This is a genomic window from Collinsella aerofaciens (genome assembly GCF_015670745.1).
GTDB classification, from domain to species: domain Bacteria; phylum Actinomycetota; class Coriobacteriia; order Coriobacteriales; family Coriobacteriaceae; genus Collinsella; species Collinsella aerofaciens_T.
Genome location: NZ_JADPCH010000001.1, coordinates 168,422 through 194,053 on the forward strand (window position 1 = coordinate 168,422; position 25,632 = coordinate 194,053).

At 61.3% G+C, this 25,632-nt stretch carries 17 protein-coding genes; 7 read left to right on the forward strand and 10 right to left on the reverse strand.

The annotated features are described in order from the left end of the window. Nucleotides 1–4 precede the first annotated feature (4 nt). From I4W07_RS00700 to I4W07_RS00710, 3 genes are all read left to right on the forward strand, one after another. The gene (locus I4W07_RS00700) at nucleotides 5–757 is read left to right on the forward strand and encodes a hypothetical protein (protein WP_196025276.1); all 753 of its coding nucleotides are present in this window, start codon (nucleotides 5–7) and stop codon (nucleotides 755–757) included. Beyond that, complete coding sequence (locus tag I4W07_RS00705; protein ID WP_196025277.1) at nucleotides 754–2,568, forward strand: hypothetical protein; 1,815 nt, start codon at nucleotides 754–756, stop codon at nucleotides 2,566–2,568. The genes I4W07_RS00700 and I4W07_RS00705 overlap by 4 nt, the downstream gene beginning before the upstream one ends. Before the next feature lie 182 nt (nucleotides 2,569–2,750). Further along, nucleotides 2,751–3,986 (forward strand): hypothetical protein, encoded by a 1,236-nt coding sequence (locus I4W07_RS00710; protein WP_196025278.1) that lies wholly within the window; start codon nucleotides 2,751–2,753, stop codon nucleotides 3,984–3,986. 41 nt (nucleotides 3,987–4,027) lie between these two features. Here I4W07_RS00710 and I4W07_RS00715 read toward each other — a convergent pair whose 3' ends face one another. The 3 genes from I4W07_RS00715 to I4W07_RS00725 form a co-directional block, all read right to left on the reverse strand. Then, the gene (locus I4W07_RS00715) at nucleotides 4,028–4,762 is read right to left on the reverse strand and encodes a 3'-5' exonuclease (protein ID WP_196025279.1); all 735 of its coding nucleotides are present in this window, start codon (nucleotides 4,760–4,762) and stop codon (nucleotides 4,028–4,030) included. 459 nt (nucleotides 4,763–5,221) lie between these two features. Further along, a complete protein-coding gene (locus I4W07_RS00720; protein WP_239057662.1) occupies nucleotides 5,222–6,427 on the reverse strand; it encodes an ATP-binding protein in 1,206 nt (401 codons plus the stop codon). Nucleotides 6,428–6,702: 275 nt separating this feature from the next. Then, the gene (locus I4W07_RS00725) at nucleotides 6,703–8,094 is read right to left on the reverse strand and encodes an ATP-binding protein (protein ID WP_196025280.1); all 1,392 of its coding nucleotides are present in this window, start codon (nucleotides 8,092–8,094) and stop codon (nucleotides 6,703–6,705) included. Nucleotides 8,095–8,624: 530 nt separating this feature from the next. Between I4W07_RS00725 and I4W07_RS00730 the strand changes: the two genes are divergently transcribed. Next, nucleotides 8,625–9,623: a hypothetical protein gene (locus tag I4W07_RS00730; protein ID WP_196025281.1), complete on the forward strand. Its 999-nt coding sequence runs from the start codon at nucleotides 8,625–8,627 to the stop codon at nucleotides 9,621–9,623. A gap of 487 nt (nucleotides 9,624–10,110) precedes the next feature. On the opposite strand, the gene xdh is transcribed toward I4W07_RS00730, so the two are convergent. The 5 genes from xdh to I4W07_RS00755 form a co-directional block, all read right to left on the reverse strand. After that, the gene (gene xdh, locus I4W07_RS00735) at nucleotides 10,111–12,888 is read right to left on the reverse strand and encodes a selenium-dependent xanthine dehydrogenase (protein ID WP_196025282.1); all 2,778 of its coding nucleotides are present in this window, start codon (nucleotides 12,886–12,888) and stop codon (nucleotides 10,111–10,113) included. 12 nt (nucleotides 12,889–12,900) lie between these two features. Then, nucleotides 12,901–13,380 (reverse strand): 4Fe-4S binding protein, encoded by a 480-nt coding sequence (locus tag I4W07_RS00740; RefSeq protein ID WP_195364342.1) that lies wholly within the window; start codon nucleotides 13,378–13,380, stop codon nucleotides 12,901–12,903. Nucleotides 13,381–13,391: 11 nt separating this feature from the next. After that, a complete protein-coding gene (gene ygfK / locus I4W07_RS00745) occupies nucleotides 13,392–16,391 on the reverse strand; it encodes a putative selenate reductase subunit YgfK (RefSeq protein WP_196025283.1) in 3,000 nt (999 codons plus the stop codon). 149 nt (nucleotides 16,392–16,540) lie between these two features. Beyond that, nucleotides 16,541–17,896, reverse strand: a complete 1,356-nt coding sequence (gene ssnA / locus I4W07_RS00750; RefSeq protein WP_196025284.1) for a putative aminohydrolase SsnA — start codon at nucleotides 17,894–17,896, stop codon at nucleotides 16,541–16,543. 195 nt (nucleotides 17,897–18,091) lie between these two features. Further along, complete coding sequence (locus I4W07_RS00755) at nucleotides 18,092–19,486, reverse strand: uracil-xanthine permease family protein (RefSeq protein WP_055285183.1); 1,395 nt, start codon at nucleotides 19,484–19,486, stop codon at nucleotides 18,092–18,094. A gap of 352 nt (nucleotides 19,487–19,838) precedes the next feature. On the opposite strand from I4W07_RS00755, the gene I4W07_RS00760 reads away from it, so the two are divergent. Continuing rightward, nucleotides 19,839–20,495 carry a helix-turn-helix transcriptional regulator gene (locus I4W07_RS00760; protein WP_233506175.1) on the forward strand — a complete coding sequence of 219 codons (657 nt, stop codon included), beginning with the start codon at nucleotides 19,839–19,841 and terminating at the stop codon, nucleotides 20,493–20,495. Nucleotides 20,496–20,607: 112 nt separating this feature from the next. Here the strand turns inward: I4W07_RS00760 and I4W07_RS00765 are convergent, their stop codons facing one another. Continuing rightward, complete coding sequence (locus tag I4W07_RS00765; RefSeq protein WP_196025285.1) at nucleotides 20,608–20,985, reverse strand: Rid family detoxifying hydrolase; 378 nt, start codon at nucleotides 20,983–20,985, stop codon at nucleotides 20,608–20,610. A 300-nt stretch (nucleotides 20,986–21,285) separates the two neighbouring features. Between I4W07_RS00765 and I4W07_RS00770 the strand changes: the two genes are divergently transcribed. Both I4W07_RS00770 and I4W07_RS00775 read left to right on the forward strand, forming a co-directional pair. Beyond that, a complete protein-coding gene (locus tag I4W07_RS00770) occupies nucleotides 21,286–23,778 on the forward strand; it encodes a U32 family peptidase (protein ID WP_196025286.1) in 2,493 nt (830 codons plus the stop codon). A 15-nt stretch (nucleotides 23,779–23,793) separates the two neighbouring features. Then, nucleotides 23,794–24,453 carry an RluA family pseudouridine synthase gene (locus tag I4W07_RS00775; protein WP_271739719.1) on the forward strand — a complete coding sequence of 220 codons (660 nt, stop codon included), beginning with the start codon at nucleotides 23,794–23,796 and terminating at the stop codon, nucleotides 24,451–24,453. A 430-nt stretch (nucleotides 24,454–24,883) separates the two neighbouring features. Here I4W07_RS00775 and I4W07_RS00780 read toward each other — a convergent pair whose 3' ends face one another. Next, nucleotides 24,884–25,630, reverse strand: coding sequence for a DeoR/GlpR family DNA-binding transcription regulator (locus I4W07_RS00780; protein ID WP_196022160.1), 747 nt, complete (start codon nucleotides 25,628–25,630; stop codon nucleotides 24,884–24,886). Nucleotides 25,631–25,632: the final 2 nt, after the last annotated feature.

The following is a 25,632-nucleotide window of genomic DNA, read 5'->3' on the forward strand; positions in this document are numbered from 1 at the left end:
CCGTATGGACAATTTCTCTGTGCGCAGTGAGCGCAACTTCCACAACCTAGCCGCCAAGCCAAAACGAATGCATCTTCTGGACAAGCCGAACGGCTATGCCTCGGCCATGGTCAAGAGCAGTCTCCCCCACCAGATGCGCTTTACCGTGCAGGCGCTCGAGAAAGAGCTCTACACCGCCGGCGACCCGCACGTACTGCAGATCAAGCTGCTTGGAGACGACTCGCGCGAGCTGTCTAGCTGGAAGCTGTTTGCCGACGGCACGTGCGTCGCAAGCGGTTCGGGTGACTTTGCCCGCGAGTGCTTCTGCGAGGGAGCTGAGGTGTTTCTGGACCTGTGTCGCGACGCCGTCGAGACTGCCGAGCTGTGCCAGTGGAGCGAGAGGGAGTACGCGCTGTTGGGTGCCGCGCGCGGGATTGCGGGGGGGTGTAGGAACAGAAGCCTCATGACGGTGGCCTCAGCTGGAATGACGTATCGCTCGATAAATGATCTCAACAACGTAGCCGATGCGCCGCATTTCACCTCAAAGGCATTGAGCGATCAGGAGGCGTCCAGCATTTCTTTGATATCCCCAATTGATTGTTCCGAGAAAGTCTCTTCATGTCCTTATAATCGCCCTTACGAGAAACGTGGACGAGACAGGCGTCCATATGCCGTCTCTAAACTAACGAGCCGTTCGCGGAAAGAACATCTGGCTAGCATGGGCCAAAGATATACTGGTATCGCTGCAACAATTATGGAAGATCGGCACCACCAATGACCTCCTTGAAATTCTCCAGGCGCTTCGCGCTTAGCCTGCTCGCCTCGCTGTCCGCCACCGTAGCGCTTGCTTTGCCCTCAACCGCCCTAGCCGCGTCGGACCCGAACCCGCCCAGCATCTCCAACGTGACGATATCCGCGACGACAGTCACGGCCGGCTCCACGCTGCATGTCGGCTATAGCGTCGATGACCCTGACGGGGTACGGTCCGTCACGCCCATAGTCGAAGTCCTTGTCGAAAACGATACCGGAGACCATGGAATCAGTTCCCGTCTCGCCTTCTCGTCGACCGGCAACACGACCGCGGGCTTCGATATCTCCACCTCCCCGAGCGACCGGCCCTGCAGGTACCGGATCATCGGCCTCGGCGTGACCGATAGTCTTGGATGGGTTACCGATGTCTACGACACGACGTATGCCGAGGAGAAGGGGCTCGACTGTCCGACCTTCACCACCGACCCCCTCGAGTATGAGGTGACCGAGGGACCCGAGGACCAAAACCCGCCGACCGTGTCCTCCGTGTCGCTCTCGAGCAGGGAGGTCGCAACCGGTGCCGACTTCCACATCTCTTGGACCGTCTCCGATGCCGACGGCGTTCGCTCCGTTTCCCCCATACTGCGGCAGGGCTGGGAGAATTCGGACGACGGCTGCTCTGTTTCGTCAGCCTATTATCACGGAGGCTCGTCTATCGACGGGTTTGACCTCACATTCGACAGCAATAGGATCGGAAGGCACAGGCTGATCGGCCTTTCGGTCACCGATGGCCTAGGGTTCGAGACCGATGTGTACGAGAGTTCCTACGCCAGGGCCAACGGCATTTCGGGCGCGACTTTCTCGGTTGGCGACCCGAGCGAGCTGTGCTTCGAGGTGACCGGCAGCGCGATCGACCGGAACCCGCCCACGGTCTCGAACGTTTCCATCTCCGCGAAGAGGGTCCCCGTCGGCGGGATCCTCCGTATCTATTGCAATGTAGGCGACGCGGACGGCGTAAGGTCTGTCTCCCCGATCCTCGGCGACCCCGGCTATGTCGAGGACCCGAACTCTTTAAAGACCCGCAAAACGTTGAGCTGCAGCTACGATGCGGCAAGGGGCTATATCGAAATCGAGTTCCCCACGTCGCTCTCGATGGGCTCGTTTGAAATCCAAGCCCTCGCGGTCCTCGACAAGACGGGCCACGAGACCTTCGTCTACAGCTCCGCCTACGCCGAGCGTAACGGCAAGACCGGCGTTCAGACCTTTGATGTCGACGACGCGGGGGACGTCACCTTCGACGTGACCGCTCCGCTGTATGCCGCCACCAAGGGCGACGGGCAGGCGTATGCAAAGGACGGCGAGGCCGGTCTGACCTTCCGCTTCAGCGGTCCTCTCGATGAGTTCACGCGTCTCCTCGTGGACGGAACTGAGGTCTCCGCCGAGAACTACACCGCAACCAGGGGCAGCACGATTATCGAGCTCAGGCCGTCCTACCTGGACACGCTCGCCGGCGGCGGACACACCGTCACGGCCGTCTGGAAGGACGGGACGGCGACCGATGCGTCCTTCACCGTGGAGGGGAAGGCCCAAGGGGAGCAGGCGGGCGGAAAGACCGACGTAGATTCACCCGGCGACAACAAAAGTGATCCTGCCACTCCTGAAAAGGACGCCGACGAGGCGGCTACAAAAAAGTCGGGACGCACGACAGCCGATGAACCAAAGCTCGCTGCAACCGGCGACTCCACTTGGATGGCCAGCATCGCATTGGCCATGGCGGCCACGGCCTGCTTCACGGCAGCGAGAAGGCTTGAGCCCAAGCAGCATAGGCACGAACAGTAGCTCAAAGCGAACTCAACTGGGAAGGGCAGATGGATAGCCGTCCTTCTCTTATAATCAACCCAATCCGCTGAAATGCAATCAGTTAACGAGTTTCGCCAGACGCTCGGCCTCTACCCCGCTCTAGCAAGCCACCAGGCGATGAGATAATGCCCACGACTATCAACGTAAGCAAGGAGCGCGCTATGGCAGACAACGAGACCAAACCCTCGGCGAACGACGGCCGAGAGGAGCTCGTGGCAAAACAGCTCGCATCGACCAAAATCCACCTCGCGCTCACTCAGAAGCGGGTGGACGTCTCCGGCGCCATCAAGCTACCGCTCGAGCGAATTCCCCAACTCGGCGTGGCGTTCGCCTCGCTCCGCTCGATGTTTCGCACCGTCACCAACACGGTGAGTGTGCCCACGCTGCTCCAGGCGACTGACAAATATGGTAGCCCGCTCGATCCGTCGAAACTCAACACGTTCAAGGACGGCAGCGGTCTCACAGGGGGCTACCGCGACGCCGCCAAGGGCCTTGGGCAGGCGCGCTTCCACGTAGTCGAGGGCGACATCGCCACGAGCGTCACGCAGGTGCCTTACGATCCAACATCGCTATTCATGGCAGCCGCAATCGCGCAGATAAACCAAAAGCTCGACTCCATCCAGGAGTCCGTCGACGAAATGTTCGAGTACATGCGTCAGCGCGACAAGGCCAACATGCGTGGCAACCTCAAGACGCTCGCAGACATCCTCAACGGTTACGGCCTCAACTACGGCAACGCCACCTACATGGCAAACGCCCATATGAAGGTGCTCGACATCAAGCAGTCGTCCGCGCAGGACATGGAACTCTTCCGCTCGCAGGCACAGGCGGATCTGAAAAAGAAAGGGTTCATCGAGGTGCGAGACGGCTTGGGCAGACGCCTCGACAAGGTGCTCGACTACCTCAAAGACTGCCAGCTCGCCACCTACATCCACGCGTTCTCGCTGTTCCTCGAACCCATGCTCGCCCAGAACTTCGAGCCCGCAAAGCTCGCGGACGCCACTGCGAAGATCGAGGCTGATTCGATCGCGTACCGCGAGCTCTACACCGACTGCTACAACGCACTCGAAGCGGGGGCTGTCGACACCGTCGATGCGGCACTGCTGGGCGGTATCGCGTCCGCGGGCAAATTGCTCGGTCACGCCATCGCAAAGACCCCCGTGGGCGACCATACACTCATCGACGAGGCGCTCGAAGGCGCAGGAGAGAGCATCGGAAAGTTCAACGACAAGCAATCCGAGAAACTCCTCGAAAAGCTCCATCAGGCAAAGACGCCCGACGTCACGCCGTTCAAGCAGAGCGTAAAGGAGATCGACACCCTCTACAACCGCCCCGCGCAGATCGCCGTGGACGCCGAGAACGTCTACATCTTGCCTGCCAAGCAGCAGGAAGAGTAACGATACGCGACAGGCACGCGCCATGCAGACAGCTAACGCCCCTACCTTCCCGCCGCCTTCAGCTTCAGCAGCAGGTCACCCAGCTCGGGGCACTTGCTGGAAAGGCGCGTCTGGACTCGCTCGCCCATCCCCCACCGCTGGCGGACTTCCTGGGCGCGCGGGCTCACGCGGTATTCCCCGTCCATCATCTGCTTGAACAGCTTGGCGGTCACGCGCGCATCGGCCAGGGCACTATGGGCGTGGCCCGTCGACTCGTCGAACTCGATGCCAAACCACGTCGCCGCGTCACTCAAAGAGACGCACCCGTGGCTGCCCACGTCCATGATCGAGGTGTAAAACGCCTGCAGGTCGGCCCAGTCCGTAGGAAAAGCGGAGAGGTCGATGTGCTTTGCCTGGCACTCGGTCAAAAGCTGTCGCCGGTCCGCCCCGCTCCAGCAAACCACCTGGGCGGAGTAGCGACCGATCCAATCGCTTAGCCTTTTAATCACCATGTAGAGCGGATCGGCCATCGCGGTGTCCACGGCCGATATCCCCGTGAGCTCGCGGACGGGATACGCAACGCCTTCGGTAAATTCCGTCTGCACAAACTGCGAGAACTCGCCCATAACGTTGCCGTGGTAATCGAGCTTGACGGCGCCTACCTCAATAATCTCGTTGCGCAGTCCACGGCGTTGGCGCTGCTTTGGCACCGGCGCAAACTCAAAGTCCAGCACAATCTGGCGCGCAAAGTTCGTCGTATCGATAGCCGAGATACACGGCGTCTTTTCAGCTGACACGGTTAGGGCCTTTCTCCGTTGCCTGCCGCTCGCTACATAGGCGGCTACATTGCCGTAAGGATAGGCGCCCGTGCGGACATGAAAGCGGGGCGCAATGCCACGCGCGCCAGGCACACGCCATGCAGTCGACCCCAAGAGCGCCGCCCACTCTATTCAAATGGATGAAAAAGATTGAGGCCCGGTGACTTGAATCAGCGGTCATCCCGGGCCCATCAGAGCTCGTAGAGCTCTTGGTTGCTTTGATCTCGCTCTTCACGGCGCTTATCGAACTTTCCGAGGCACTCAAGCAGCATTCGAAGCATAACAAGTCGCTGCCATTAAGGCACTGACCTCTTGACCAAGCAACGGCGCTGCCCAGCTCTCCAGAACTTGGGCTGCCGCCAACTTTATTCTATCCGCGAGCATCTGGTTTACCAAATGGATTTTCGGTAAAGGAAGCACGGCACGTCCGCAAAACCACTACGCCCCAAGTGCCGCCATGGGGATCACCGCCACGCCGTCGTCGCGTGTGTAGGCAATGCTCCCCTTTCCAACCACGACCGCCAAAAACGCCGGCGCGGCATTCTGGGCGGCAGGATTGGAGAGCACTTTCCTCTCCAGCGCCTTGAGATTTCTCGCTCCATCGTCTGCTTTCGCATCACTCAGCTTGACCTCGATGGCTCCCCAGCGCCCGTCGTGCTCAACGATCAGATCGACCTCAAGGCCCTTCTCATCTCGGAAATAATGGACACTGTTGTCGACACCGCCGTAGGTGGAAAGGAACACGCGCACGTCGCGCAGGACGAGATTCTCAAAGAGCATCCCCAGCGTTTGCATATCGCCAAGCAGCCGCTCAGGGGTAGCCCCCAGCAACGCCGCCGCAAGTGACGGGTCACAGAAGTAGCGCTTGGGGCGCACGCGAACGCGGGCCTTCGAGCGCATGGGCGGCTCCCATCCGCACAGGTCCTCGGTCAGCTTGAGCCTGTTGAAGAGGTCCAAGTACGCAGCGATGGTCCTCTCGTCGGGGCCCGCCTCACCGTACGAGGCGTCCTTTACGAGCGTCTTGTACGTGACAGCCTGGCTCTCGTTCATGGCAAGAGCTCGCAAAAGGCCGTGTGCAAGCTCGGGCGACATGCCCTCGTCCAGCACGTTGACGTCGAGCACCGAGTGCACGTACTGGCTTGCCGTCTCTCGCGCAAGATCTTCCGAAAGCCCAAGATTTGCAGGCCAACCGCCCCTGCAGCACCAGCGGGCGACGTCATCCACCGTGCTCTCGCGACGCTGAGGGGCAAAATCCTCGCCCTTAAAGAGGCTTGCCAGTGACACGAGCGGCTCGCCGTCGCCCGACTCACACAGGGCCATGGGGCGCATTGACAGACGGGCGATCCTACCCGTGCCGGAATGACGAACATGGCTGCGCTCCTCGCTTTTGAGCGCGGTCGAGCCCGTGAGCAAAAGTGTCCCCCGTTCGTTGCCGCTCGCGTCCACGAAACGCCGGGCGGCATCCCAAACCTCGGGCACCTCCTGCCATTCATCGACCAGGTGTGGCGCATCGCCGATGAGCGCCAGGCTTGGGTCGACCTCTGCCGCCGCACGCTGCGCAGGCTCATCGAGCCTGGAGACGCTCGCCGAGCGAGAGAGCGCCGTCCAGGTCTTGCCGCACCATTTGGGGCCGTTGATCTCCACACAGCCAAACGCCCGCATAAGGGTGTCGAGGCGCTCCTCTATGAGCCGGGGCCTATATCCCTTTTGGGTCAATCTCTTTGGTGCATCCATAGACGGCCGTCCCTCTCTATCACGCGATATGCGAAATTACGCCATTCTCAATGCTGATTTTACGCTACTTTCAATGTAGTTTTTACGCCATGACAGATGTAGTTTTTACGCCATTTTCATTGAAGGTTTCACGCTTGGCATCCTTAGCGCGACCCATTCCGAGCATCACATCAGAGCGCGCTTGGTTATCTCCGCTCGCACATCTCGGCAAACGAAATCAGCTTGGTATCCCCCCTGTTCGCCGCAGCTTCCTGACATCCTTGCGTAAAGCCGCGCTTCGAGAAGATCACGTAGCTTTTATGCTGCCGTCTAAAGAGCTCGCTTCGGTGCACGAGCTTTCGCAGCACGTCTTCGCCCACCGGCTCATTGCGCCATTTGCACTCCGCAAACAGCGCAGTGCCCTCGCCATCGTCAACAATCAAGTCGATTTCTTCCTGCGTATGCGTGCGATTATCCGTCCCCCACCAGCGCCCGACGCTCGCCGGAACCACATCGAGCTGGCCCGCGCGCGCGAGTTCGTACACGTATTGTCTGCATATAAGCTCAAAGACCGTACCCATGTAATCCGATACGTGCGGCTCAATGCGCTTATATGCCATCTCGGCCATATCGTTTTGAATCAGCCCGATGTTCTGCGGCACAAACTTGTACCAGAACCTAAACATCTGGTCGCTCAGCAGATACACGGCTCGCTTATTGCTCGTCTCGTTTAGGGGCAGCTCGCGCTCGACAATCCCAAGCGACGCCAGCTTATCCACATAGCTCTTTACGTTGCTCGCAGGGATCCCCGTAGAGCTCGCAATCTCCGAGATCTTCGAGCGCCCCTGGGCAATTGCTTGCACGATCGCATCATATTGCTCGGGATTGCGGCACTCTTGCAACAGCAGGTTACTCGGCTCCTCAAAGAGATAGCCCGTAGGAGTAAGAAAAAGACGTTTGACGTTGTCCTTGAGCGGCGCAGCAGGATCGACTTTCTCGATATATGCAGGAATGCCGCCCGTCATGCCATAGCAAACCGCAGCGTCTTCGCGACCCATGCTCTGCCACAGGCCGAGGGTCGTCGTAAAATCGAGCGGCATGATCTTAAACTGGGCCGTTCGCCTACCGTATAGTGGGCTCTCGTAGCCCAGCACCTGCTCTTCCATGAACGAAAGCGACGACCCGCACAGGATAAGCATGAGCTTGGTCTCTTTGTACAAGTGATCGATCTTGTCTTGCAGCAACGAGCTGATCTCGGGATTCGATTGGGCGAGATAGGGATACTCGTCAATCACGACAATCAAACGTTCCGTGCGAGCCATGGTGGCCAATGCATCGAACGCCTCGTCAAAACTACGAAACGACACACCTGCAGCACCAACCGAACCCGCAAGTATCGCCTGGCTAAAGCCGTGCAGGTTTGCCTCCGCATTGGTACGACGAGCTTGAAAGTAAATAGCCTTCTTGCCTTGGATGAACTCTGTGATAAGGCGCGTTTTGCCCACACGACGACGGCCGTAAATCACAGGCATCTCAAAGGAGTCCGTGCCATACAGTCGATTGAGCTCGGACATTTCCGCCGTTCTTCCGATAAACATAGGGCCATCCTTCCTTTACGTTATAGCTAGCTATATTATACCTTCCTATAATATAGCTAGCTATAACGTAATTCGACAAGCGGCGCACGCAAAAGGGTCGGTACACCACCGCACGTGGACCGTTCCGGAAAATGTATCCCGTTCTGGAGCCAAAAACTGGGCCGTAGTTTCCGCCAAACATGCCATCCGGAAAGCGCGTCCCGTTCCGAGCGGCAATTCCGGGTCACGGTTTCCTCAGGTACAAGACGACGATCCGCAGCCCTTATCACATGCCTTCAAATATGCGATCCAGAAACACAAAACAGCAGATAGAATGCTCTTTTTCAAAAAGTACACGTCCCGAAACTTACCAAGACTTCATATCCAGCTACCGTTCACGGTCGCCGATTACCGCCCACCGATTCAAACAAGAAATATGTCGCCAAAAGCAGGTCATCTACCTGCATGGTTAGATTTTGGTCAGCTTTTGGTCAGCTGAGCGGCAAGTTCCAGCTGATACGTTTTTGCTACCCAAAAGGAGGCGGTAGCTCATGACCCATTGTAATGACCAGCTCATCGACCAACTGCTCACTCAAGCCGAACAAGAGGGGCGCTGTCTGATTCCCCCGAGCACGGCGATCCGAAAAGCGCTCCTTCGGCGCACCGGCGGCACGGTTGTCTCGCCCATGCCGGGGTTGTTTGCGCGAAAAACACGCTGGGATGAACTCAACCGAGCGCAACGCCATTGCGAGATTATCCGCGCCCTTGCGATCATCCATCCCGATTGGACGTTCTGCTCGTTTTCGGCAGCTTGCCTGCTGGGGCTCGAGGTCTCGTGGCGACACCTGAACGTCGTGCATGTTTGCAGCTCGACAAAGCCGTCGGCTCGTCCGGGCGCACATATTCAGCGACACCAGATTGAGCCGGCCGGAGCAATACGCAGGGCCGGCATATCGGTAACGTCGCCCATCCAAACGGCCACAGATTGCCTGCTGCAAACTGGTTTTGCCGACGGCATGCCCATTGCCGATTCGGCGATCTCAAAGCTCGACGTTGCGCCGGAACAGCTGATGGAGGCCGTCGAGCAACGAGTGACCGCCCGCAATGATCGCGCGATTCGCACCGCCCTCACAACGCTTCGATATGCCGACGCCCGCGCCGAGAGCGGCGGGGAATCGGTCGCCCGAGCCGTCATGATCGAGACGGGCTTTGCACCCGACTGGCTTCAATACGAGCTGACGGACCCCTTCGATTCGGCCAAGCCCATACGAACGGACTTTGCCTGGGAGCGCCAGGCGCGGGAACTCACGCTGGGCGAGCTCGACGGGCTCATCAAATATACCGACCAGACCATGCTGGCCGGACGCACCACCGCCGAGGCGCTCGTTGCCGAACGACAGCGCGAGGCGCACCTATCGCTCTACGGTCACCCTCTGCTGCGCTTTACCATGAACGAGGTCCGCTCGACAGGAATGCTCGCCAAAAAGCTGCAGACGGCAGGCATCCGGCAGACCGCGCTGCCGACATGGCTCAACGAGGTAGACCTGTAGGAGCTGCTAAGCCACGCATCGCCAGATCGCATCCCCCTATCTGGGCCGCGTTTTCCCAACGACCACGCCAACGGAAAGCGCGTCCTAGCCTGGACGCTCAAAACGGGATGCACTTTCCGGATGGCGGGCCTAGCGGAAAGCGTGTCCCGGAATCAGGTCTCGGAACGGGTCGTGCTTTCCGGTTGAGTCCTTCAGCGGAAACCGCATCCCGGAATAAACGCTCAAACTGGGATGCACTTTCCAAACGGCCGGCCAGCGGAAAACGAATCCCATTCTGAGCGTCGAATCCGGGATACAGTTTCCGTTTGAAGCCCCGTCTGGAAAGTACGTCCCATTCTGGAGCCGAAATCTGGGACGCAGCTTCCGCATGCGAAGGCGCTCCAAACAAAAGGCCTCGGCTCGCGATGGAGCCGGGGCCAAAGGCGCAGCGTATGTAGTTGATGTTGAGCGCGAACGGCCCGTCAACAATGGCCGTCCACGCTCTACCCTACCCGCGGCGACGGGCGCGGCTGTACGGCGTATCCACCATGGGCAGATCCGGACGCAGCTTGCCGTCGAATGCGCGATAGGCGTTCTGCACGGCGGGCGCCGTGGGGATCGTTGCGATCTCGCCAATGCCCTTGCCGCCATATGCCACGGGCAGCAGCTCGTCCTTCTCCACGTAAATGGCGTGGATATCCGGAATCTCGGGCGCACGGAACAGCCCGAGCGTACCGTACCTTGCCTGGGGTACGCAGTCCTTGAGCGGCCAGTCCTCGGTAAGCGCATAGCCCATACCCATGAGCACGCCACCTTCGATCTGACCTTGGATGGAGATGGGGTTGACCACCTTGCCGGAATCGTGCGCGGCATAAACCTCGCTCACGCGACCGTCATCATCCAAAATGACCACATGTGTGGCAAAGCCGTAGCAGATGTGGCTCTTGGGATTGGGAACGTCGGCGCCCAGCTTGTCGGTCGGCTCCAGGTACACGTAGCCAAACTCGCATCCCTCGAGCGCCTTGATGGCGGCCGCGGGATCCTGAGGATGCATACCCTGGCCGGCGACGAGCTCCTGCGTGTGCAGCTGATAGGCGCGACCGTCGTCGTACTCGATCTTGACGCCGTCGCCATGCGCATTCACGGGAGCGGCGGGCGCAGACTTGCCGGCCTCGATATCAAGCATGGCATCGCGCAGCAGGAAGGCGGCACCGCGCACGGCCTCGCCGGTCACGACCGTCTGACGCGAACCAGACGTGGTGCCGGAGTCGGGAGCGTTCTCGGTGGAGCACTCGCCGTTGGCGATGCAGCGAAGCGGCAGGCCGCATGCCTCGGCAACGTCTTGCAAAAAGACGGTGTTACAGCCCTGGCCAATGTCGGACGTGGCGGCATAGACCACGGCCGCGCCGTTCTCGATGCGAATCTTGCAGCGGCCGGCATCGGGCAGGCCCACGCCCACGCCGGCGTTCTTCATGGCGCAGGCAATGCCGGCGTGTCCGGGATGCGCATAGTAGGCATCCTTGACCTCGAGCAGTGTCTCCTTCAGCGCCGTGGAGCAGTCGGCAATCTGACCGTTGGGCAAAACCTCGCCCGGCTCGATGGCGTTGCGGTAGCGAATCTCCCACGGATCCAGGCCGACCTTCTCGGCCAGCAGGTCGATTAGGCTCTCGAGCGCAAACTCGGACTGGCAGACGCCAAAGCCACGGTACGCGCCGGCGGGCGGGTTGTTGGTGTAGTAGCCATAACCGCGAATGTCGGTGTTCTGGTACTTGTAGGGGCCGACAGCATGCGTGCAAGCGCGCTCGAGCACCGGGCCGCACAGCGACGCGTAGGCGCCGGTATCAAAGTTGATCTCGCAGTCCAGGCCGGTAAAGTTGCCCTCGGCGTCGCAGCCCAGTGTAAAGGTGCCGTCCATGGCGTGGCGCTTGGGATGAAACGCGAGCGACTCGGCGCGCGTGAGCTTGCACTTCACAGGACGCTGGAACTTATATGCGGCGAGCGCGGCCAGGTGTTGGATGGACACATCCTCCTTGCCGCCAAAGCCGCCACCCACGAGCATGGTCTCGACGACCACGCGCTCGGGCTCGTTGTCCCAGCCAAACATGTGGGCACACTCTTTGCGCGTATCGTAGGCACCCTGGTCGGTCGACTGCACCTTGACGCCGTTCTTGTACGGGAAGGCAACGGCGCACTCGGGCTCCAAGAAGGCATGCTCGGTAAAGGGCGTGGTAAAGCGCTGCGTCACGGTAAACGCGCTCTCTGCCAGCGCCTTGGCGGCGTCGCCGCGCGTCACGTGACGGCTCTGGCACACGTTGTCCTTGAGCTCCACCGTGTTGCCAAAGGCAAAGAAACTGTCATGCAGGCGCGGCGCGTCGGCGGCCTTGGCCTCGGCGATGTTGCGCACGGGCTCCAGAGGCTCGTAATCGATCTTTACGAGCTTCTTGGCCTTCTCGAGCGTCGCCTCGTCCTCGGCGACTACCAAAACGATGGCGTCGCCCACGCAGCGGGTGATATCGCCCTGGGCGATCATGACGTCCCAGTCCTGGATAAGGTGGCCGACCTGGTTGACCGGCACGTCCTCGGCTCGCAGGATGCCCACCACACCGGGCAGGGCCTCGGCCTTGGAGGTGTCGATGGAGAGCACGCGGGCGCGCGGATACTTGGAGCGAACGGCGCTGGCATAGGTCAGGCCCGGCTGATCGAGCTCGTCGATGTCGTCGGGATACTTGCCCTCGCCGAGCACCTTCCTGCGCACGTCGATACGGAAGGCGCGCTTGCCCACGCCGTAGTCATCGCCGCGCTCCAGATCCTCGTCGATCTGCTTTTCGCCACGGAGCACCGCAGCTGCCAGCGAGATGCCCTCGATAATCTTCTTGTAGCCGGTGCAACGGCAGACATTGCCGCGGATGGCGTACTTGATCTGCTCCTCGGTGGGCTCGGGGTCCTCGGCGATGAGCGCTGCACCCGCCATGACCATGCCGGGGATGCAAAAGCCGCACTGCACGGCGCCCACGGCGCCAAAGGCGTACACGAAGGCCTCGCGCACGTCCTCGGGCAGGCCCTCGACGGTCACGATGTTGCGGCCGGCGGCAAGCGCGGTGGTCAGTACGCACGCCTTGACGGCCGCACCGTCCACATGGATGGTGCAGGTGCCGCAGGCGCCCTCGGAGCAGCCGTCCTTGGCGGAGTGAATGTGCAGGTCGTCGCGCAGATAGCGCAGCAGTGGTTTATTCTCCGTCGTCGTGTGCTCGACACCGTTAACGGTAAAAGTGAATTCCTGTGCCATGGTGATTCCCTTCTACACGCCGGCGGCGATGCCGGTGCGGTCGTGGATGGCGCCATGAGGGCAGACGACGGCGCACATGCCGCACGACAGGCAGTCCACGCCGTCGATATGGGCGCAGTTGTCCTCGATGCGGATAGCGCCGGCAGGGCACTTTTTGGCGCACATACCGCAACCGATGCAGCTCGTGTCGCAGATCTTGCGCGCAATGGCGCCCTTATCGGTGTTGTTGCAGCGCACCAGAATGTTCTGGTAGCCGGGAACGAAGGCAATCACGCGCTGCGGGCACGCCATGCCGCACAGGCCACAGCCCGTGCACTTGGAGCGATCCACGCGGGCGATGCCATCGACCAGCGCAATGGCGCCGTGGGGGCAGGCCGCGACGCAAGCGCCACAGCCAATGCAGCCTTCGCTGCAGCGGGCGTCGCCGCCTGCGGAGGCGCAACCGCTTCCGCAGGCAACGTAGGCCACGTTATGTTGAATGGATTTGGCCATAAGAGACTCGCCTATTTCTTAAGAAGGTACGAATAGTTGTCGCGCACAGCCCTGATGGTCAGGCGGACGGCCTCGGGAAGACCGGTGTTGACGGCATCGACCGAGACGGTGCGGACCGTGCCGGCCACGCGGACCTTAAAGTGGTCCTCGTCCACCGCCAGGAAGCCCTCGTTCTCGGAGTTCTCCATGTCCTGCTCGCTCCAGAACAGGGTGAGCTTGTCCTTGCAGGGACGACCCTCCTGGTAGGGACAGAACACGGCGCAGTTGCCGCACTCGTTGCACATGCCGTCGACATGGACGACCTGATGCTTGGCCAGGCCCGGCACCTTAATGGCAACGTTGGCGCGGTTGGGGCACACGTCGCAGCAGACCTCGCACACCGAGCCGCAGCCCAGGCAGCGGGTCTTGGTGCAGTTGCGCTTGTCGCGGCACAGCGACCCCTTGCGCTCGTAGCAGGTGTCCTCGCGGCCGGCCTGCTCGTTACAGTCGGCGTACTTGTTAAAGTCCACGCCGGCGATGGCACGAGCGACCTCGGCGGCATCGGCGATGGCCTCGACCACGGTGGCAGGACCGCGGCGGCAGTCGCCCGCAGCCCAGACGCCCTCGACGCCGGTGGAGGTGGCGGCAAGGCGGCCGCGACGGTCGTGCTCGACGCCCGCGGCATCGTACAGGCTGGCATCGATGCCCTCGCCCACGGCGCAGATCACCGTGGTGGCGGGAAGCTCGATGGTCTCGCCCGTGGCGGCGGGGCTGCGACGGCCGCTTGCATCCGGCTCGCCAAGCTCCATAACGTCGCAGGTCAGCACGGCGCCGTTGAGCGCCTTAGGTGCCAGCAGCTCGCAGAACTCAACGCCGTCGGCAAGAGCAAGATCGAGCTCTTCCTCGTCGGCGGGCATCTGCTTCTTGGTGCGGCGATACACCAGGCGCACGTTCTTCACGCCGGCCAGGCGCTTGGCCACGCGGGCCGCGTCCATGGCGGTGTTGCCGGCGCCAATGACCACGACGTCCTCGCCCAGCTCGAGCTTCTCGCCCTTCTTGGCGGCCTCGAGGAACTCCAGCACATCGAGCTCGGCGCCCTCGCCCAGGCCCGCAGAGCCGGGCATCCAGGCACCGGTGGCCACGACCACGTCGGTAAAGCCTTGAGCCTTGAGTTCGTCGATGGAATCCACGCGAGCGTTGAGCTGCACCTTGGCGCCAAAGGCTAGGCAGAGCTCGGCATCGTGGGAGATATCGTCGCTCGCGATGCGGAACTCGGGAATCACGTGACGGACCACGCCACCGAGCGAATCGCGGGCCTCAAAGATGGTGACGGGCACGCCGGCACGCGTCAGGAAGAACGCCGTCGCCAGGCCGGCCGGGCCGCCGCCGATAACGGCAACGTTGCGCTCGCCGTCGTTTGCGATGGCCTGGGCACGCAGCTTGGGCAGCACGGCGGTCATGGCCTCGCGGGCGGCCTTGAGCTTACTGGCGCGAATCTGGGCGCCCTCGGGCTCGTAGAACGCACGCTCGCAGGCACAGCCGCAGGGATGCGGGCAGATGGTGCCGGTAATGAACGGCAGAGCGTTGCGCTCGATGATGATGTTGAGCGCGTCCTCGTAGCGGCCCTCGTCAACAGCCGCCAGATAGGCGGGAATATCCTGCTGGATGGGGCAGCTCGTGCGGCACGGCGTGGTAAAGCAATCGGAAAGCGGGCTCTTGCCGGCGACCTTGCGGTCGGGCAGCGGGCGCAGCGGCTTCTTGTAGAGCGGATTGGCGAGCGAGTCGGTCTGGATCGCAGTCACGGCCTCGAGAGAGACGCCCGCGAACGGCTTGCCGTCCAGGTCGGTAAACTCGCCGGCCATCTGGCTAAAGCGCTCGTAGCCACCAGGCTTGAGCACGTCGGTCGCCAGGGTGACGGGCCAAATGCCGGCATCGTACAGGGCGCGGATGTTGTAGACCGTGGCACCGCCGGAGTAGCTGATGCGCAGTTTGCCATCAAACTGCTCGGTAATGCGGCGGGCAGCCTCGATGGTCAGCGAGAACAGCGAACGGCCGGACATGTACATCTCGGTGGAGGGTAGCTCGTTCCTCGTCACGTCGACGGGGAACGTGTTGGTCAGCTTGACGCCAAACTCCAGGCCGCGCTCGGCGCACAGGGCAATCAGGCGCTCGAACATAGGCACGGCATCGGCCCACTGCAGGTCCTCGCGGAAGTGCGTGTCATCGAAGACGATGTAGTCAAAGCCCAGCTCGTTGAGGCGCTGGCGAGCAAACTCATAGCCCAGCAGCGTGGGGTTGCACTTGATGTAGGTGTTGAGACCCTTCTCGGTAATCAGATAGGTCGCGATGCGCTCGATCTCCGCCGGCGGGCAGCCATGCAGGGTAGACTCGGTAATGGAGTTGGAGACGCGCGCCGGGATGGACTCGACAAACGCGGCATCGACATGCTCAAACTTGTCCAGGTTAGCGAGCGCCCACGTGCGGCACTCGTTCCAAACCTCGGAGCCGCTGGCGTCCTTCATGCCCTCAATGTACGCATCGACCTTGGGGCTCTTGATGCCCTCGAGGTCATAACCCACGGACATGTTGAAGACAAAGCCGTCCGGACTGCCCAGGCCGTACTCGCGAGCGATCAGGTGGCAGGCAAACCATGCCTTCACGTACTCGGCAAAGGCCTGCGGAACCTCGAGCTCGGTCGACCACTCGCAGTTGTAGCACTCGTCCTGCGCCACGATGCAGGGCTTGTTCACACACTTGGAGAGCTCCTCGCCGTCCATAACCTGAACGGTCTTAAGCTCAAAGAAGCGGGAACCGGCCACATAAGAGGCCACGATGTTCTGGGCAAGCTGCGTGTTGGGACCGGCGGCCGGGCCAAACGGAGTCTCGATGCGCTCGTCAAAAATGGGAAGCGCGCCCTCCTGGTTGGTCGTGACCATCTTGCGCACGCCAAAGACGGCGCCCTGAGTCTTGTGCTCCTCGATGATCCAGTTCATCAGCTGCGAAAACGGGATCGGCCTCATGATGTCGCTCATGGTGAGCTCCTCTCTGTAACGCCCGGCGAGACCGCGCGGCGGGCGCAAATACGGTGTAGCGCTAGCACAGCGCCGGCGACCCCGCGGAGGCCGCCTATGCGCGCGCCGGATGTGGCGAAACATCCGACGCGCGCGAATCTACTTGTGAATTAGTAGGTGCGATCGTTGAGCGTGCTCCAGAGCTTCTTGGACTCGGCCGTGGTCCACGCGTTGATCTTGTCCTCATCAATGCCAACGAACTCGCGATCCTTGTACAGGACGCGGCCGTTGATGATGGTGGTGCGGCAGTTTTTGCCCATCATGCCAAAGAGCATGTGGCCGTCGATATTCTCCTCGCTCAGCGGCGTAAAGGGCTTGTAGTCCATAACGATAACGTCGGCGGCAGCGCCGGCCTCTAGCACACCGAGCTTGCGATCGAAGTACTTGCTCGCCATCTTGGCGTTGTTCTCGAACAGCATCGTCATGGCCTCGCACCAGCCCACGTTGGGCATGGCGGCGTTGTGGCGCTGAATAATCAGGAAGACCTTAAGGCTCTCGAGCATATCGTGGGTGTAGGCGTCGGTGCCCATGCACACGGGGATGCCGCGGCGGAAGAACTCGAGCACGGGGGCGCAGCCCACGGCGTTGCCCATATTGGATTCGGGGTTGTTGACCAGCCAAGTGCCGGACTCCTTGACGATGTCCATCTCGGCAGGCGTCACGTGGATGCAGTGGCCCAGCATGGTGTCGGGACCCAGCAGGTTGTGCTGCAGCAGGCGCTCGACGGGGCTGATGCCACCGCGGTTGAGGCGGGAGTCCCACACGTCGTTCATGCCCTCGCACACATGGATGTGGAAGCCGGTCAGGCCGTTGTTGGCCTCGGCCATCTTATCCATGGTCTCGTCCGAAAGCGTAAAGGTAGCATGTCCGCCAAACATGGCGGCGATCATGTGGTTGTCGTTATCGCGACGCTCCTTGGCGGCCCACTGGGCAAATTCGGCGTTCTCGGCAATGGCCTGGTCGCACTTTTCCTGGCCGCGGCGATCGGAGACCTCGTAGCACAGGCACGAACGCATGCCCAGCTCCTGAGCTGCATCCTTAATGGTAAAGAGGCTTCCCGGAATCTCGCAGAAGCTCGCATGGTGATCGAAGATCGTGGTGACGCCATCGCGGATGGAGTCCAAAATCGTAGCATAGGCGCTGGCCTTGGTGCCGTCGAGCGTCAGGTTGTCGTCGATCTTCCACCACTGCTGCTCGAGATTCTCCAAGAAGTTGGTGGGGTTGCAGCCCTTAATGGCAAGGCCGCGGGCCAGACCCGAGTAGATGTGGGTGTGGCAGTTGATGAGTCCGGGCATGATGAGGTTGCCCTGGGCATCGACGTACTCGGCATCCGGGTACTTGGCCTTGAGCTCGCGCTCGGGGCCCACTTCGACGATCGTATCTCCGTCAATGGCGACCGCACCGTTTGGAATAAACGGGGTCTGAGCGTTGCGGGTAAAGACGGAACCGTTAGCGACCAGAAGCATGGATGCTCCCTTCAACATCAGAGGCGGGGTTTGACACCTCTGACATGGCGGAGTGCGAAGCGCCGGCCTACACCGGAAACGGGCCCTCTCCCGTCAACGCTTCACCAAAGGGACAAACCCTTTGAAGTGCGGCTTGGTGCCGCATGGCGTCGGCGGACGAGGCGATGCGTCCGCCGACGAATAGCACCGAATTGGTTACTTCTTGCTCTCGGGCAAGACCAGATCCACGGCAGCGTCCTTGGCAGCATCGATGTGCTGAGCCACGACCGGCGTCTGCGGAAGGATCAGGTTAAGGACAATGGCCATGATGGCGGTGGGGGTTACGGCATTGGAGCCGATGACGGTGGACACCCAGGCGGGCATACCCTCGCCGGCAAGGCAACCGCTGGCCATCCAGATACCCAGGCCAAAGACGACGGAGGTGCCGACGATGGTGGTAGTGCGCTGCGTGAGGCCCTCGCGGGTGAACATGCGCACGCCGTTCATGGTGATGGTGCCAAAGACGCCGACGGTCGCGCCGCCGATGACGGGCTGCGGGATAGCGGAAAGGACGGCAGAGAGCTGCGGGAACAGACCGGCGATGGCAAAGACGGCCGCAATGATCACAAAGACCCACTTGTTGACGACCTTGTTGGAGCAGATGATGCCCACGTTCTGGCCAAGGGCGCTGGTGGGAAGACCGCCCAGCAGACCGCCGACCATAGAGGTGAGGCCCTGGGACACGATAGCGCCGGAGAGCTCGCGCTCGGTGGGCATACGGTCGATGGAGCCCAGGCAGGCGGCGGAGACGTCACCGATAACCTGGATGGCAACCATGGGGAACACGACGGCGAGGGTAATGCAGACCTCGGGATCAAACTCGAGCGCGTAGGGCATGAGCTTGGGAAGAGCGAAGACCTGAGCGGTGGCGACGCTGGAGAAGTCGATCATGCCAAAGGGGATGGAGACGATCATGCCAACGATCATGCCAAAGAACACGGATCCCAGCTTGAGCGTGCCCTTGCCAAAGTTGGCGAGCGCAAAGACCACGGCGAAGGTGATAAGAGCGACGCACCAGGCCTGCGGGGTGCCCCACAGCGGCGTACCCATACCGCCGGCCATATACTTGACGGCCGTGGGATACAGCGAAACGCCGATGGAGAAGATGACCGTACCGGTCACGACGGGCGGGAACAGCCACTTGATCTTGCTGTAGGCCAGACCAAAGAGGACCGCGACGGCGCCGCCGACGATCTCGCCACCCAGCAGCGCACCAAAGCTAAAGCCCGAGGCACCCATGGCCTGCAGGGCCGGCAGGAACGCGAACGAAACGCCCATGACGATGGGCAGGCCGCCGCCGATGCGACGGAAGGGAGCGAAGGCCTGAAGGGCCGTGTCGATCGCCGAAAGAATGAGCGCGACCTGGATGATGTCGGTACTCTGCTGGCTATTAAAGCCGTAGACGCCGGCCATGATGACCGCCGGGGTAATGATGCCGGCAAACGATGCCAGTACGTGCTGAAGGGCACACGGGATCATTTCCTTAACGGGAGGCATGCCTTCGCGAGTGAACAGGGCTTCAGTGCCGTTCGTAACCGTCTCCTGGGTCATTTGACCACCAATCCTCGAAGTAGTTGTTTTCGCATCTGACGCTCTATTGTGACGCAGTGCGGGGTTGAGGTTGTGCCTTCATTGCATATCGTATTAAAGATGATTCTCATTCTCAATAATAATTTTTTGTTATCAGACTATTCTTCAGCTGAAATTACGCATTTCCGCAGTTCAGGAAAGTGTCTGGTCAAAATAACATCTAACATTTCTTTTGGTCAACCGTTTACCGCTAAATTCCTACCGTTCGTCTGCATTACGCAATGTACCTGCGGATATACGAGATGATGGGCAGCGTGTTACCATGAGAAAAAATTGTTATGAACATTTCCGATTTCACCCAAAGGAGTTGCCCGTGAACGAGACCGTACGTCGCTTTTTGCCGATGGTCGATTTTCTGGAGCAGATACTCGGCAAAAACAGCGAAATCGTGCTGCACGATTTCTCGGATCCCGACCACGCCATCGTCGATATTCGCAACGGCATCGTGAGCGGCCGCAAGGTCGGCGGTCCCGCCACCGATCTGGCACTCAAGATCATGCACGACGCCAAGTATCGCGACCTGCCGTTTATTACGGGCTACGAGGGGCGCGGTGCCGGCGGCAAGACGTTGGAGTCAGCGACGTACTTTATCCGCGAGAATGATGAGATCGTCGGTATGCTCTGCGTCAACACCGACCTCTCGACCGTGCGCTCCATCAACGCCATGGCGCAGCAGCTCATGGCGTGCTTCGACGCGGCGCCGACGCGCACGGAGCCCGCCCCTATCGAGGTCGAAAGCCTTTCGGAGTCTACACAGGAGCTCATCGACCGCAGCATTGCCGAGTTGCTGAGCGCGCGCGGGCTGGATGTAGCGTCGCTTGGTCAGAGCGACCGCGTGGACGTCATTCGCCACCTCAACGGTAACGGGGTGTTCATGCTCAAGGGCGCCGTGGCCTGCGCCGCCGCCGCGCTGGGCATCTCTGAGCCCAGCGTCTACCGCTACCTGCAAAAAGTCCGCAAGGAAGGCTAACGAGCAAAATGGAGTGCGGCTCCACAAGCGATCCGTCACTTGATAAAAGACCCTGCAGCTCGCACGCGCTGCAGGGTCTTTTTGCATGTCATGTTTAGTTGTGGCCAACGCCTTAGAGAGCGGCAACGACCTCGATCTCGACCAGACCGCCAGCCGGAAGGGCGGCAACCTGGAAGGCGCTGCGCGCGGGGAACGGGGCCTCAAACTTGGAGGCGTAGATCTCGTTCACGGCGGCGAAGTCGGCGATGTCGGCCAGGTAGACCGTGGTCTTGACGACATCGGCAAAGGTAGCGCCGGCAGCGGTCAGCAGGGCCTCGACGTTGGCGAGGGACTGCTTGGCCTGGGCCTCGACGCCCTCGGGCATCTTGCCGGTCGCGAGATCGATGCCCAGCTGGCCGGACAGGAACACCATGTTGCCGGCCTGGATACCGGGGGAATACGGGCCGATGGCTGCGGGTGCGTTATCGGAAGACACGACGGTCTTGCTCATGTTTTTCTCCTTACGATCAATTGAGAGAGCGTGAGCGCGGTGTTCACACCGGGAGGCACAGTTCGGTCTGAACACCGCGCTTGATTGGGATAGTACTCAAGGTTTCTGTTTGATGCAAGAATATTATCAGCTTGCGAGAATATTTTATCGCCCAACGGTTTCCCCGAACCGCTGAACGGTTCTCATGTGGAGCAGCCAGTCCAAGCTGCTGAAGACTTTGTCCTGCTTAGGCTGCGGGCGTCGCCCACCGCAGCGACGCCACTATACTTTTGAATATCTGAGCATTTTGAAAGGCAGGATATGACCGCAACCGCCAGCCGAACCACTAACCGCAGGCCCGAGCTTTTGGCCCCCGCCGGAGGCCCGGAGCCCTTTGCCGCCGCGCTCGCCGCCGGGGCAGACGCCATCTACTGCGGCATGGGCAGCTTCAACGCCCGCCGCAAGGCAACCAACTTTACCGACGAGGCCTTTGAGCAAGCCTGCCGCGCCGCGCATCTAGCCGGGTCGCGCGTCTACGTCACGGTCAACATCGTCATCAAGCAGTCCGAGATGGGCGATGCACTGCAGCTCATTCATCGCTGCTCCACGCTGGGCGCCGATGCCTTCATTATCCAGGACTGGGGTCTGTTCTTTGAGGCCAAGCGCACCATGCCCGGCATCGAGACACATATCTCGACCCAGGCGAACATCCACGACGACCGCGGAACCCTTTGGTGCCGTGAGCAGGGCGCCGACCGCGTGACTCTCTCGCGCGAGCTCTCCATCGACGAGATCGCCGCCATTCACAACGCCGCGCCCGATGTGGACCTTGAGGTCTTTAGCCACGGTGCCATCTGCTTTTGCTACTCGGGTCTGTGCCTGCTGTCGAGCTTTGCCATGGCTGGCCGCTCGGCCAACCGCGGCATGTGCGCCCAGCCCTGCCGCCTACCCTACGAGCTAATTGACGAGAACGGCCGCTCGCTCTCCCCTGCCGGTCGCGAGCGCGCGCTGTGCCCGCGCGACACCAACACTTCGCAGCTTGTTCGCCGTCTGTATGACGCCGGCGCCGCATCGCTCAAGCTCGAGGGCCGCATGAAGGCCCCCGATTACGTGTATTCCATCGTCGACGTGTATCGTCATCAGATTGATGACATGCTGGCCGATGTTTCGACCTCTAAGGATGAGGATGCGGCCCGCCAGCGACAGCTCAAGCGCTGCTTTAACCGCGACTTTACGCACGCCTATCAGGACGGCACCTCGGGCGATGAGATGATGAGCTATGAGCGTTCCAACAACCGCGGCCAGATCGTGGGCACGGTGCTGGGCAGCCGCCCGGCCAACCGCGATGTGCGCGGCCTTAAGCCCGACGACCGCCGTCGCCGCGCCGCCATCGCCCGCATTGAGCTGTTTGAGCCCGTGGGCAAGGGCGACCTGCTGGAGCTTCGCCACGACGATGAGTTCGACCAATTCCTGACCACCATCGCCGCCGATGATGCCGCCGCGGGCGACATCATCGAATGTCGCGTTCCCCGCAGCATGCCTGAGGGCTGCCGCGTCCGCGTGATTCGCAGTCAGCGTGCCATTGACGCCGCCGGCGCCGCGCTCAAGCGCGATGTGCTGCGCCGTCGCGCCGTGGATGTAACCGTCGTGGCACGTTTGGGTGAACCGTTTGCCGTCACGCTTACTTGCTGCGACGACCCATCGCTTACGGCCACGGGCACAGGCTTCACCGTCGAGGCCGCCAAGACCCGTGCCGTCGAGGCGGCAGACCTGGTTGAGCATGTGGGCCGCATGGGCTCCTCGCCCTTCGAGGCAGCGAGCTTTGATGTGGCGCTCGATAAGGGCTGCGGCATGGGCTTCTCCGCTGTGCACAAGGTGCGCGCCGCCGCCTGCAAGGCGCTGGAGGAGGCCATTCTGGCACCGTATGACGAGCGTGCCCGCACGCTCGAGCTGCCGGTGCTCGACAAATGTACGCGGCCCATGCCCGAGCACTACCGCGACGAGCCGCAGATCTGCGCCACCGTCACCTCGCTCGAGGCCGCCGAGGCCGCTCGCGCCGAGGGTGTAACGCGCATCTACATGACCACCGACGCACTCGATGCGGCCGAGCTCTCCCCCGCCGATGCATTTGAGCAGGGCATCGTACCCGTACTCGACGAGGTCTGCCGCGCCGTCGACCACGAGCGCGTCGATCCCTGGATCAATGCCGGAGCTACCGTCGCCGTCGGTAATATCTCCGAGCTCGCCGTAGCCGCGCGGGCCGGCGCCACGGCCGAAATTCGCTCTTGCCTGCCGGTGCACAACACGCCCTGCATGGAGGCGCTTGCCGAGCGCGGAGCCGGTGCGTTTTGGCTCTCGCCCGAAATCACGCTCGACGAGATTGTCTCGCTCGGTGCCGCCGCGCCCGCGGCTTTGGGCATCACCGTCTTTGGCCGCCCGCGCGTCATGACAAGCGAGCATTGCATTCTGCAGGTTGCCAACGGCTGCATCCACGATTGTGTCAACTGCCGTCTGCGTGCCCGCAAGCTCTCGCTCAAGAATATCGACGGAAAGGTCATGCCCGTCCGCACCGACATCCACGGCCGCTCTCGCCTGTACGATGCCTACCCCATCGACCTCACGCCGCAGGTTCCTCAGCTGCTCGATGCCGGCGTGCGTCGTCTCATGGTGGACGGAACGCTGCTCGAGGCAGATGAGGTGGGCCGTGCCGTCGCCCGCGTCCGTCGTGCCGTCGAAGCCGCGCAGGCCGGCCGCAAGCCCGCCGCCCGCCTACGCGGGGCGACCTCGGGCTGCATGTTTGTGGGAATCAGCTAACCGAAAGGCTTACACGTGAACGAAGAACCTCAAGTCCTCTACTGCGACGCCTGGCTCATGGCCATCGACAAGCCCGCCGGCATGATCGTCCACGGCGACGGCACCGGCGAGCGCACACTCACCGACTACGCCAGCGACCTGCTGCTGGCGATGGGCGACGGCTTTGCCGCGACCGATATGCAGCCGCTCAACCGCCTAGACCGCGACACCACCGGCGTGGTGCTGTTCTCGCTCGACAAGCAGACGCAGCCCACCTTTGACCAGATGGTCATCGACCACGCTTTCGAAAAGCACTACCTGGCGCTCGCCGAGGGCAAGATCGACTGGAACGAAAAGCTCATCGACAAGCCCATCGCCCGCGACCGTCACGACAGCCGCAAGATGCGCGTCGGCGCCAGCGGCAAGCCGTCTCAGACGCGCGTGAAGGTGCTCAAGCGTCTTAAGAGCCGTCGTGGCCTGCCCACGCGCTCGTATATCGATGTCGAGCTGCTCACCGGCCGCAAGCACCAAATCCGTGTGCATCTGGCGAGCGAGCGTCATCCCCTGGTAGGCGACGACCTGTACGGAACGCCGCGTCCCTGCGGCCTGATGCTCCACGCCCACAGCGTGTCCTTCACGCATCCCGTAACCGGCGAGCACATCCACATCGAAGCCCCCTGCCCCTGGGAGCCCTAAACCACCACAATCGGGACAGGCACCTTTGTGGTGGTTTTGCCGCAATGGCTCAGCCGCGGTCCCAAAACGTCTCGATCTGTAACAGTTAGAGACCATTTTCCGGTCGGTCTGTTACAGATCGAGACATTCGAATCCCCCTCAAGGGAAAATCTCAATCTGTAACAATAACTCGGCAAAATCGGTCCCAGATGTTACAGATTGAGACAAAGGGACGGTGCGGTTCGGAAGTATCTCACTCTGTAACATCTAACCCACTTTTAACGGTCCAGTTGTTACAGACGTAGACAAACCGGTAGACAACGAAAGCGGCAACGCCCGTGATGGACGTTGCCGCTTTTCTATTGAGAAAACTACTCGGTTTCCGTTGCTAACCACCACAATGGGGACAGGCCCCTTTGTGGTGGTTTTGGCCTTAGCCCGTCCCCTGCTGCTAGACCGTGATGACGTTGTCCATTGCCCGGTACTTGGCGGGGACCTCGCCTGCGGTAATAATCGTTGCGTCGCGGAAGTCCGCGAACTTGACGGGCGCCACCATGCCAAATTTACTGGCGTCCGAGATTACGAAGCGTTTGGCGGTATGGCGCATCGAGATACGCTTGACCTGTGCTTCCTCGATATCCGGTGTGGTGAGACCTTGCTCGGCCGCGATGCCGTTGGATCCCCAAAAGCCGCAGTTGAAGTTATAGCGGTCCAGGGTTGCCAAGGCATCGGGGCCAACGAGCGCCTCGGTCTCGGGTTTGAGCTCGCCGCCCAGCACCACGGTACGCATGCCGCGCAAAGCAAGGTGCTGAGCATGGAGCACGGAATCGGTCACATAGGTGACGCCGTCGAGACGCGGAAGATGCTCGATGAGCTTGAGGGTCGTTGAGCCCGAATCGATATACACAAAGCTATCGGGCTCCACCAGGGCCGCGGCACGAGCACAGATGCGCTCCTTGTCATCGTTATGGAGATCACTGCGTTCGCTGATCGTCAAGTCGCGCGTCACGTGCGCGCGCTCCAGACTCGTCGCACCTCCGTGCACCTTGGCGATACGGTGCGCGCGGTCGAGCGTTTGCAAGTCACGGCGAATGGTGGACGGTGTCACGCCCAGGGCCTCGGCAAGTTCCGGCACGGTAACCGAGCCGGCCTGCTGCACCATCGACACGATCGCATTGAGCCTATCTTCCGCAAGCATCG

Bases quoted from the DNA above. Each gene is read 5' to 3' on its own strand.
- I4W07_RS00700 (WP_196025276.1), top strand. From the start codon at position 5: ATGGACAATTTCTCTGTGCGCAGTGAGCGCAACTTCCACAACCTAGCC.
- I4W07_RS00705 (WP_196025277.1), top strand. From the start codon at position 754: ATGACCTCCTTGAAATTCTCCAGGCGCTTCGCGCTTAGCCTGCTCGCC.
- I4W07_RS00710 (WP_196025278.1), top strand. From the start codon at position 2,751: ATGGCAGACAACGAGACCAAACCCTCGGCGAACGACGGCCGAGAGGAG.
- I4W07_RS00725 (WP_196025280.1), bottom strand. From the start codon at position 8,094: ATGTTTATCGGAAGAACGGCGGAAATGTCCGAGCTCAATCGACTGTAT.
- I4W07_RS00730 (WP_196025281.1), top strand. From the start codon at position 8,625: ATGACCCATTGTAATGACCAGCTCATCGACCAACTGCTCACTCAAGCC.
- xdh (WP_196025282.1), bottom strand. From the start codon at position 12,888: ATGGCACAGGAATTCACTTTTACCGTTAACGGTGTCGAGCACACGACG.
- I4W07_RS00740 (WP_195364342.1), bottom strand. From the start codon at position 13,380: ATGGCCAAATCCATTCAACATAACGTGGCCTACGTTGCCTGCGGAAGC.
- ygfK (WP_196025283.1), bottom strand. From the start codon at position 16,391: ATGAGCGACATCATGAGGCCGATCCCGTTTTCGCAGCTGATGAACTGG.
- ssnA (WP_196025284.1), bottom strand. From the start codon at position 17,896: ATGCTTCTGGTCGCTAACGGTTCCGTCTTTACCCGCAACGCTCAGACC.
- I4W07_RS00755 (WP_055285183.1), bottom strand. From the start codon at position 19,486: ATGACCCAGGAGACGGTTACGAACGGCACTGAAGCCCTGTTCACTCGC.
- I4W07_RS00765 (WP_196025285.1), bottom strand. From the start codon at position 20,985: ATGAGCAAGACCGTCGTGTCTTCCGATAACGCACCCGCAGCCATCGGC.
- I4W07_RS00770 (WP_196025286.1), top strand. From the start codon at position 21,286: ATGACCGCAACCGCCAGCCGAACCACTAACCGCAGGCCCGAGCTTTTG.
- I4W07_RS00780 (WP_196022160.1), bottom strand. From the start codon at position 25,630: ATGCTTGCGGAAGATAGGCTCAATGCGATCGTGTCGATGGTGCAGCAG.